The organism is Flavobacterium tibetense (assembly GCF_003293845.1).
Lineage (GTDB): Bacteria > Bacteroidota > Bacteroidia > Flavobacteriales > Flavobacteriaceae > Flavobacterium > Flavobacterium tibetense.
The window spans coordinates 1-11681 of sequence record NZ_QLST01000025.1 but is presented as its reverse complement, the minus strand read 5'-3'; the positions used below and the strand labels follow the sequence as shown (position 1 = coordinate 11681).

The 11681-nt window shown below is 36.5% G+C and carries 5 protein-coding genes; all 5 read right to left on the bottom strand.

Annotated elements, in window-relative coordinates; all coding sequences use genetic code 11:
• Positions 1–68: 68 nt before the first annotated feature.
• A complete protein-coding gene (locus DPN68_RS12780; protein ID WP_113989853.1) occupies positions 69–1946 on the bottom strand; it encodes an OmpA family protein in 1878 nt (625 codons plus the stop codon).
• An 18-nt stretch (positions 1947–1964) separates the two neighbouring features.
• Positions 1965–2894: a PorP/SprF family type IX secretion system membrane protein gene (locus DPN68_RS12775; protein WP_113990026.1), complete on the bottom strand. Its 930-nt coding sequence runs from the start codon at positions 2892–2894 to the stop codon at positions 1965–1967.
• Between the two features lie 64 nt (positions 2895–2958).
• Positions 2959–8715 (bottom strand): choice-of-anchor J domain-containing protein, encoded by a 5757-nt coding sequence (locus DPN68_RS12770; RefSeq protein WP_113990025.1) that lies wholly within the window; start codon positions 8713–8715, stop codon positions 2959–2961.
• 187 nt (positions 8716–8902) lie between these two features.
• Entirely contained in the window at positions 8903–10780 is a 1878-nt protein-coding gene (locus DPN68_RS12765) for an OmpA family protein (RefSeq protein WP_113989853.1), read from the bottom strand.
• A gap of 18 nt (positions 10781–10798) precedes the next feature.
• Positions 10799–11681 (bottom strand): PorP/SprF family type IX secretion system membrane protein (locus DPN68_RS12760; RefSeq protein ID WP_113989852.1); only part of this gene is annotated, 883 nt, incomplete at its 5' end.

The window sequence follows — 11681 nt, the reverse complement described above, 5'->3', positions numbered from 1 at the left end:
AAAAAAGCCCTAAAATTTTTCAATTTCAGGGCTTTGGTAATCTAATTTGGTTAACTTAAATAACTATCTTACTTCTTAACAATTAAGAATTCACTTCGTCTGTTTTGTGCGTGTTCCTCTTCTGTACACTTGGTGCAGTTCACTTTTGGCTCACTCTCTCCAAATCCTTGTCCAGAAATACGCTCTTTTGCAATGCCTTTCGAGATAATGTACTGAACAGTAGCTTTTGCTCTTCGATCCGATAAATTCATGTTGTATTTATCACTTCCTCTGTTATCGGTGTGGGATTTAGCAAATATGACCATCTCTGGATACTCGTTCATTACCATCACTAACTTGTTTAACTCCTCAGCTCCTTGCGCCGTGATGTTGCTCTTGTTGAACTCAAAGAATATCGGTGCTAAAATCACTTCCTTCTCTGTTATAACTGGCATAATTGGATTCATCAAAATCTCAATTGTCGTCTCGCCTCCTTCTGATTCTTGCATAGTAGCTATTGCATTCTCAAATCCTGTCTTTGTTGCTTGGAAGTTATATACCATTTCGCAATTCAATCCGAAATTTGTAGTTCCCATTTCAGTTGTAGTTTGTGTAGCCGCAAGTACATTTTTAGCGTCCATTGCGCTAACTGTTGCACCTTCTATCAAAGCACCTGTTTTTGCGTTTTTAGTAACCACCAAAGCGTTTACACCACAAACTGGTATAGCCACGTAAATATTGTCTACTCCTGCTCTATTACTTGAAAAGAAGGCTACTTTCTTGCTCTTATTGAACGTAAATGAAAAATCATCTTTCTCTGTATTTACTGGAGCTCCAATGTTAGTTGCTTCAGTTGGTTTGTTCATATCTACTTTATAGATATCAAAACCTCCAAAGCCTTGTCTGGCATCTGAAGTAAAGTACAATACATTGTCATCCGCAATAAATGGAAAACTCTCGTTTCCTTCTGTATTGATGTTCTTTCCTAAGTTCTCTGGTGTACCGTATGTATCGCCATCTACACTTACTTTCCAAATGTCTTCTCCACCTAATCCCCCTGGCATATCCGATGAAAAATAAAGCGTTTTCCCGTCTTTGCTAATACTTGGGTTTCTTACCGAGTACGACTTATTATTCATTGGAAGTGGTTTTACACTAGTCCACTTATCGCCCTCTTTGGTAGCTTTATACAAGTAGATTCTTCCTTTTTTTATAGTTTGCTCCGTGGTAGTTGTTTTTCCTTTTTCAAATTCCTTCTCATTGAAACTCTCACTTCCAAAGTACATCGTGTTTCCATCGCTAGAAATAGCTACGGGCCCGTCATGCCATTTGGTATTTACATCACTTAGTGGTGTAGCTTCGCTAATGGTTTTGTTTTCATTGAACGTAGCTTTATAAATATCCAAATATGGCTCTTCGTTCCATCCGTGTGTTCTGCGAGATGTGTTTCTTGCACTTGTGAAATAAATCGTGTTATCGTTAGCTAATACCGCTCCAAAATCACTCTTATCGCTACTGATATCTGATGGGGTAATATCAAATAACTTCGCCTGTGATTTAACCGCTGCAAGATAATTTGGATTCGATTTGAATGCTTTGGCTCTTTGGTCATTAGGCGCTAAGGTGGCAAACTGCTCCATTTGCTTGTTAGCTTCTTGGTAGTTACCTTCTGCTTTAAGCATTTGGGCATATTTATAATACGTTTCTGCCTCTTGCTTTTCTTCTACAAGTTTTGAAAACCACTTTACAGCTTCTTTGGTATTAAAAATATTGTAATAACTCTCTGCTAATTGTTTTACTACATACGTATCTGCATCGCCTTTATCGGCTAATTTTAAATACTCTTGAGCGGCTTCAACATATTCGTAGCGCTCAAATAACTTATCCGCTACTCGGGTTTGTTTGTTTTGTCCCTGTGCTAAACTAACAGCTAAAACAAAACTTAAACTTAAATATATATTCTTCATTTTTTTTGTGCTATTAGGTTAGAAAAATCTCGGTGAACTTGATACCTTTTTCGGGAAGTTTACATCAAACAACAAGATAATCTCGTGCGAAGAAGGTGTAGTTACTTTTAAATCCGATACAATATGATCATAGGCATAACCAATACGTAAATTAGGTAATACCGCATAATTAACCATAGCGCCAAAACTATCATCTAAACGGTAAGTTGCACCAATCTCAAACTTCTCGTTGAATAAAAAGTTCGTAGATAAATCTAACGATGCTGGAACATTAAAGGCTGACTTTAACATGAAAAAGGGTTTAAATTTCACGTTCTCTGTTACATCAAAAACATAGCCTCCAGTTAAAAAATAATGACTCGTCTCCGATCCAAACTCGTACTCATCTCCATTTTGACGAATGTCCAAATGCTTTGACTTTAACATATTGGGAACCGAAAATCCTAAATAATACTTATCCGTATAATAGAAAAATCCTGAACCAATATTAAAATAAGTATTGTTTATGTTTTCTTGAAAAGCCGGATCATTGGGCTGTGGCAACGTATTGTAAATATCACTAAACAACCCCACTTTATGAAACGTAAGTCCTGCTTTTAATCCAAAAGCTAACTTATGCTCGCCTCCTAAATTAATCGTGTACGAAAAATCCCCGTAAACATTGTTCTCCTCTACAGGACCAATCTTATCCGATATAACACTCAATCCCAATCCAACATTCTTGCCAACTGCAGAATGACCAAAAAAGGTAGCTGTCGTAGGCGCATCCTCGATCTCAACCCACTGCTTTCTATATAACAATCCCATCGATAAATTCTCCTTACTACCAGCATACGCCGGATTCATAATACTCATATTATACATGTACTGCGTATAATGGGGATCCTGTTGTGCTTGAACATCTGTGAAAATGACAAACCCTAATAAAACTAATAATAGTCTTCTCATTATGTATTTTATTTTTTAATAAACACTTCAGCTGAAAAATCAACCAAAGTGTTTATTCAATTTATTATTGTGCTCTGTTAATATAAATCCAACCTGTTTTTGAAGGCAAATCATTAAACTCTATTACGTAATAATAGGTTCCGTCTGGCAATTCATTACCATTATCAGCTTGACCAAACCATTCATTCGAATAATTACCTCTACTGTACACTTTTTTACCGTAACGGTTAAAAATTTGAAGTGTCTTAACATTGAAAGCAGAAAGATCAAAACTATCATTTAGTCCATCACCATTAGGAGATATACCTTTTTGGATTGTACAAATAACCGTTTCAACTGTTAAGGTTGCCTGTGCATAACAGACGTCATTTGGTGTGAAAACATACGTTTCAGAACCAACTGAAGATGTATTAATCGAAGAAGGAGACCATGAACCACTTAATTCATATCCTTCAACAGAAACTGTTGGGAAATCAACACTAGCATTAGCACATGCTTCCAAAGACTCAAAAGTTACTGCTTCTTTAGCAACAACTACAACCGTTAAGGTGCCTTGCGCAGCACACTGACCACCTGTAGGAGTAAACGTGTAAGTTGAAGTTCCTACAATAGAAGAATCAATAGTAGCTGCATTCCAAGTTCCTGTAAATCCTTCCAATGAAGTTAATGGCAATTGTGTATTTGAATCACCTTCACACAAAGTAATTGAATTGAAAGTAGCAATAGTCCCTGCCGTAATGGTTACATCAAAAGTTGATGTTCCCGCATTCAAACATTGACTTGGATCTTGATTGAAAGTATATGTAACTGTATAAGTTCCAGGCGCGCTTCCTACTACATTAATTTCTCCAGTTGTACTATTAATAGTCAAACCAACTGTTGAGCTATATGAACCCCCAGAATTGAATCCAGCAGCTCCAATTGGTAATAAATTACCATTATCGTTACAAACTGGTGTTGTATAACTGAACCCTAAAATTGGATTATTATATATTGGCGCATCAATTGTAAATGAATATGGCTGAGAATAACATCCTGTAACCAAATCATGAGCAACTAATGTGTAATTACCCGGAGCGACTCCTGTAAAAGTAACATTTGGATACGTATTAGTTGTTGAAGTTGTTCCATCACTTAAAATATATTCATAATTTGAATTATAAATAGTGTAGAAGCCAACATCTGTGTAATCTTCAGGATCAAGTTCAGTCCAATCAGCTGGATTCCATGTCATCGTTGGTAAAGTAGTACCAGAAGAAATTCTTCTATAAGTATAACCTACGCCTCCACCAGGAGTAAACACAGTACCATTAATACCCCAATTATCTAGTTCAACATCTGTACTTGTAGTTAAACGAATATTATCATTATTATTAACTCCTGAACATGTTGTGAATGATAAATCTGGAACAACGCCACCTTGATTTGTACTTGTACTCAATTTAACAACAACTACATCATCATTTGCAAGAGTTCCACTCAATAATAAATCACAGGCTGGAGTTGGATTTCCATTGGTATAAACTTTTAATTTATAATTAGCTAAATTAACTGGATTTCCTGTTCCATTATAAATTTCAACATAAGTTAAAGAGCCCGTTGAATGATCCGTCACTTCTGAAATAAACAAGTTAGTTGGATAATTAACTTGTGAAATTAACGGGGATGTGACATCAAAAGTAGCCGTTGGTATTGCGCAATCAGCATTTTGAGTGATGTTAATTGTTGGTGTTGGAATAGTAACAATAGAAATAGCCGCAGAAGCATTCAATGTATTACTACAATTTACATCTGTTATTCCAGTAATTGTAACTGTTGTCGTTGCAGTTGGACTTGGAATAGATAGCATAAATGTTCCAGATCCATTAAGTACTAATGTTTGATCAGCACCACCATCAACATTATAAGTCACTGTAGTATTTGCGGTTCCTGTAATTGTATATTGTGCATTATCACCAGCACAAACAAAAGAAGTATTTGCTACAATAGTTGCTGTTGGTAATGGATTCACAATAACATCAGAAGAGTTTGTTACAACAATTGTACATGCGGGGTTGTAAATACTAGTTAATTGTAAAACAACAGTTCCAGCTGGAGGTGTTGTAATAGTTACAGTTGCTAATCCAGATGCATCTAATGTTACAAATTGAGAAGAACCACCATTAATAGTATAGCTGACATTAAAGTTTGGTGTTCCTTCGATTGTGAATACAGCATCTTCTCCAACACAAACCGCAGTATTTGAAGTCACCTGAGTAATAGAAGGTGAAAAATTTGTAATTACAATTGGTGCTGCTAATAAAATATCACATCCGTTAACTTGGAAGTTAAAATCAGCATAAGTTCCTGCATTTAATCCCGTGAAAAATATTTGTCCACTTGAGTTTGCAATGTAATTTATTGGTCCAACGACTACTGAATCATCAGTATAAGTTACAGAGTATGTAGTTCCGGGAATAAACCCAGAAAAAGTAATTGTAGCGTTCGAACTTCCACATTCTTCATTAGTAGAAACAAATGTTGGTAATGCTTGAATAGTGAAGTTTGCTAAATAATTGTCACCACTATTATTTACTAAAACGATATCATCACAATCTGTTGTACTATCATTATCCCCAATTAAATCATAATAAACTTCTACTGTATAATTTCCAGGGGCAAAAGTTGTCAAGTCAATTACAGATGCAATAGATTGCCATTTTTGATCATCCGGATTACATACGCCACCAGAAGGATAAGTTCCTGCATTACAATCATCTAAAAGAGGCAATGCAACCGAACTGAATGCACCTGGCGTTCCAGTTGTTAAATAAACTCTATAATATAAATTAGCGCCACAAACATTCGAGGTTGCTGTTTTAAAAGAACGCAATTCAGCGCCTTTTAAAATTAAACTTCCTGAATTTTGAAGATGAACCCCGTAATTATTGCCTGTGAAAATATTTGAAGTTGTTCCAATTTCATTTGGAGCTACACCTGTAGTGTTGTAAAATTCTCCTGGAGCTGTAGTTTCACAATTTTCAATATAAACTGCAGTTGAAATACTATTAAAAGTACAAGTCCCAAGAATTTCAACATTCATTTCGAAAGTTGGAGAACATGGAAATGCAACAGCATCAGGAGTAAAAATGTACAAAAATGTTCCAGCTGTAGCTGTGTCAATTTCAGTAACTGGATTACCCGCTAACGACCATTGACCTGTAACTCCATTATTAGAAGTATTGCTTAAAGGTACATTAGCTGCTCCAGAGCAAATTGACCCTGGATTAGAAAATGTTGGAATATTAGTCGGATTCAATGTAACTACAATTTCATCCTCTACATTATTGATCCCACAAGTAATTCTAACTTTGTAAGTACCAGACTGAAATACAGTCAAAGTACTACCTGTCTCGCCAGGAATTAAAACATTATTAAAGAACCATTGATAAGCATCTGCTGTTGTATTTGACGAGACTATTTCGTAAGAATCGGCACAAAGAATTTGATCTGGACCTAAGCTTGTACTACAAACTATATCACAATTTGTTGCTCCAGCACCTGAGCCACCTAAATTTGTTTGAGTAAAGGTAACAGTTCCTGGTTGATTACTAAAGTTTGTAATCAAAACTATATAAATATTTCCTTCTATTGCATTTGCGATAGTGAAATTTTCAATTGCTGCTGCTGAGTAACTACAAGATGCAATATTATTTGGAATAGATAAATTCCCATCAGGGAAGTCATATAAATCATTACATGAAGTAGCAAATTGAGCAGGAGTAAACGGCCCCCAAACAATATAATCTACATCTATTCCATTTCCAGTTGCTGTACTAGTTTGCTGTATTTGAAAGTTTAAATTTCCTGACTGACTTACTTGCATAAAATACCAAGAAGGGTTTGGTGTTGTAAATAAACAACCTATAGAACCATAACTTGGAACACCTACAGAGTTAGTGTAAACCAACCCAGTATCTCCACAAAAAGCCGATGCATCAGAACAATCCACTGGTGTTCCAACACACAAAGTAAAAGTTGTATTTTGCCCACCAGTTGCTGTAAATGTATAAACTCTTATATAATAAGTTTGACCAGGTGTTAAATTTGTTGCAATACTGCTATTATCGTCACTACAATACAACTGAGTTAATGAACCACATGTTCCTGAGTAAACAACGTGATATAAATCCGTTGTACTACCCGCCACGTTAACCAAAGAAATATTGTGAGTTCCTTCTGTTGCAGTAAATTGAAACCATACGTCATCATCATCTGTCCCGCCACACCCATTTGGATCTGGAGATGCTGTCGCGCCTAAAACTGTACCATTAACAGAATTTATACATGCTGTTCCTGTATTTACAGGAACATTTATTGCAGTAGCACATTCATCATTAGAAATTAATGTTGCAAAATTTCTAGGTCCAGCCCACAAACTTGGGTCAGTTGGACTACAAATCGCTCTAACATAAACTTCAAATGAAGTTGCAGATGGAAATCCTGAAAAATCATATGATGATGTATTTACAACTGCTGTAGGAGTAGTTCCTATAGGAGGATAACCCGTTCCAGCAGGCTGAATAATAACTTCCCATTGAGAAGCTCCTGCGTTATCTGTCCAAGTAATTGTTCCCGAAGAAGTTGTTAATGCACTAACAACAATGTTTGTTGGAGCTGGACATGTAGGCGGTATACAAGATGCTGGACCAGAATATAAAACCGTACCTGGCGTTCCTGTATTAAATGGCTTATTATAAATTTGAACACCTAGCGGGTCGATAATTGCTACACCTACCTCAGTAGGCCAAGTACCAGCCGTTGTCCATGTTAATTCAAATGGTTGACCGCTACACAAAGGCACAGTAATATTTACTGGACCAGCACCAGCCGTGAATGTTGCACCTATTACAGCAACCGTTTGACCTAATTGAGTTATGGTCATCCTTGCTCCATTCCATCCATCTCCAAAACTATCTGTCATTCTAAAAACAAAATCACACTGTTGAGAAGCAGGACATAAACCAGTAGTAAAAGTTCCTGAATCAGACCAAGGGCTGACATTGTCTTGACCGCAAATACCTCTTACATAAAAATCATAAGTTGTTGCAGCCGTCAAACCAGTTAGTGTATATGGATTGGTAGCAATCCCAGTTACTAAAGTTCCTGTACCTGGTGTAAATCCTGCTGGTCCATACTCAACTTCCCATTGTGTTGCACCTGTAGGATTACTCCAACCAATATTAACAGAAGTGTCTCCAATAGCGGAAACGGTTAAACTTCCTGGCTGTAAACATTGTCTGTCAACATTAACATTATCAAGAATCCATCTTTCCCCGTTATCATCAATTACTTCATGAACAAAAGCAATATATACATTTTGTCCTGCATATGCATCTAACAATACGAATAACTGTTGCATTGCTCCATTTGCAATATCCAATTCAGTGAAAGTTGCTAGAGTTGTTGTAAAATCAGCTATATCTTGTGTAGTTGTTGACAAAAGAACTCTATAGGAACTCCCTTGTATTCCGGCAGAAGTTGATCTGGCAAAAAATCGAAGTTGCCCATTTGCAGGGACCAATACCTGAGGAGTAATTAACCAATCTTGAGCAGTAGCAGGCACACCTAATACTTCTCTGTTAGAAACTGCGGAACCCACCCCTATTGTCCATACGTTGGGAAAAGCTGTATTCCTTACCCACGATTGAACAGTACCTATGCCATTATCAGTAACTACCCATCCTGGGGGAGGGAAAGTTGCACCTTCAAATCCTTCACTAAATTGACCATAGCTAAAGAAGGAAAATAATGACATGAAAAAAAGTAATAATTTTTTCATTCTTTGTAAATATTTTGTTATGATTATGTTAAGCTCCCAAATTTATGAATTTAAATCATTGCCTATTCATTTGTTATTAAAAAATAACAAAAGATAAGACTTTTGTTATAATAACAACGAAAAAAGCCCTAAAATTTTTCAATTTCAGGGCTTTGGTAATCTAATTTGGTTAACTTAAATAACTATCTTACTTCTTAACAATTAAGAATTCACTTCGTCTGTTTTGTGCGTGTTCCTCTTCTGTACACTTGGTGCAGTTCACTTTTGGCTCACTCTCTCCAAATCCTTGTCCAGAAATACGCTCTTTTGCAATGCCTTTCGAGATAATGTACTGAACAGTAGCTTTTGCTCTTCGATCCGATAAATTCATGTTGTATTTATCACTTCCTCTGTTATCGGTGTGGGATTTAGCAAATATGACCATCTCTGGATACTCGTTCATTACCATCACTAACTTGTTTAACTCCTCAGCTCCTTGCGCCGTGATGTTGCTCTTGTTGAACTCAAAGAATATCGGTGCTAAAATCACTTCCTTCTCTGTTATAACTGGCATAATTGGATTCATCAAAATCTCAATTGTCGTCTCGCCTCCTTCTGATTCTTGCATAGTAGCTATTGCATTCTCAAATCCTGTCTTTGTTGCTTGGAAGTTATATACCATTTCGCAATTCAATCCGAAATTTGTAGTTCCCATTTCAGTTGTAGTTTGTGTAGCCGCAAGTACATTTTTAGCGTCCATTGCGCTAACTGTTGCACCTTCTATCAAAGCACCTGTTTTTGCGTTTTTAGTAACCACCAAAGCGTTTACACCACAAACTGGTATAGCCACGTAAATATTGTCTACTCCTGCTCTATTACTTGAAAAGAAGGCTACTTTCTTGCTCTTATTGAACGTAAATGAAAAATCATCTTTCTCTGTATTTACTGGAGCTCCAATGTTAGTTGCTTCAGTTGGTTTGTTCATATCTACTTTATAGATATCAAAACCTCCAAAGCCTTGTCTGGCATCTGAAGTAAAGTACAATACATTGTCATCCGCAATAAATGGAAAACTCTCGTTTCCTTCTGTATTGATGTTCTTTCCTAAGTTCTCTGGTGTACCGTATGTATCGCCATCTACACTTACTTTCCAAATGTCTTCTCCACCTAATCCCCCTGGCATATCCGATGAAAAATAAAGCGTTTTCCCGTCTTTGCTAATACTTGGGTTTCTTACCGAGTACGACTTATTATTCATTGGAAGTGGTTTTACACTAGTCCACTTATCGCCCTCTTTGGTAGCTTTATACAAGTAGATTCTTCCTTTTTTTATAGTTTGCTCCGTGGTAGTTGTTTTTCCTTTTTCAAATTCCTTCTCATTGAAACTCTCACTTCCAAAGTACATCGTGTTTCCATCGCTAGAAATAGCTACGGGCCCGTCATGCCATTTGGTATTTACATCACTTAGTGGTGTAGCTTCGCTAATGGTTTTGTTTTCATTGAACGTAGCTTTATAAATATCCAAATATGGCTCTTCGTTCCATCCGTGTGTTCTGCGAGATGTGTTTCTTGCACTTGTGAAATAAATCGTGTTATCGTTAGCTAATACCGCTCCAAAATCACTCTTATCGCTACTGATATCTGATGGGGTAATATCAAATAACTTCGCCTGTGATTTAACCGCTGCAAGATAATTTGGATTCGATTTGAATGCTTTGGCTCTTTGGTCATTAGGCGCTAAGGTGGCAAACTGCTCCATTTGCTTGTTAGCTTCTTGGTAGTTACCTTCTGCTTTAAGCATTTGGGCATATTTATAATACGTTTCTGCCTCTTGCTTTTCTTCTACAAGTTTTGAAAACCACTTTACAGCTTCTTTGGTATTAAAAATATTGTAATAACTCTCTGCTAATTGTTTTACTACATACGTATCTGCATCGCCTTTATCGGCTAATTTTAAATACTCTTGAGCGGCTTCAACATATTCGTAGCGCTCAAATAACTTATCCGCTACTCGGGTTTGTTTGTTTTGTCCCTGTGCTAAACTAACAGCTAAAACAAAACTTAAACTTAAATATATATTCTTCATTTTTTTTGTGCTATTAGGTTAGAAAAATCTCGGTGAACTTGATACCTTTTTCGGGAAGTTTACATCAAACAACAAGATAATCTCGTGCGAAGAAGGTGTAGTTACTTTTAAATCCGATACAATATGATCATAGGCATAACCAATACGTAAATTAGGTAATACCGCATAATTAACCATAGCGCCAAAACTATCATCTAAACGGTAAGTTGCACCAATCTCAAACTTCTCGTTGAATAAAAAGTTCGTAGATAAATCTAACGATGCTGGAACATTAAAGGCTGACTTTAACATGAAAAAGGGTTTAAATTTCACGTTCTCTGTTACATCAAAAACATAGCCTCCAGTTAAAAAATAATGACTCGTCTCCGATCCAAACTCGTACTCATCTCCATTTTGACGAATGTCCAAATGCTTTGACTTTAACATATTGGGAACCGAAAATCCTAAATAATACTTATCCGTATAATAGAAAAATCCTGAACCAATATTAAAATAAGTATTGTTTATGTTTTCTTGAAAAGCCGGATCATTGGGCTGTGGCAACGTATTGTAAATATCACTAAACAACCCCACTTTATGAAACGTAAGTCCTGCTTTTAATCCAAAAGCTAACTTATGCTCGCCTCCTAAATTAATCGTGTACGAAAAATCCCCGTAAACATTGTTCTCCTCTACAGGACCAATCTTATCCGATATAACACTCAATCCCAATCCAACATTCTTGCCAACTGCAGAATGACCAAAAAAGGTAGCTGTCGTAGGCGCATCCTCGATCTCAACCCACTGCTTTCTATATAACAATCCCATCGATAAATTCTCCTTACTACCAGCATACGCCGGATTCATAATACTCATATTATACATGTACTGCGTATAATGGGGATCCTGTTGTGCTTGAACA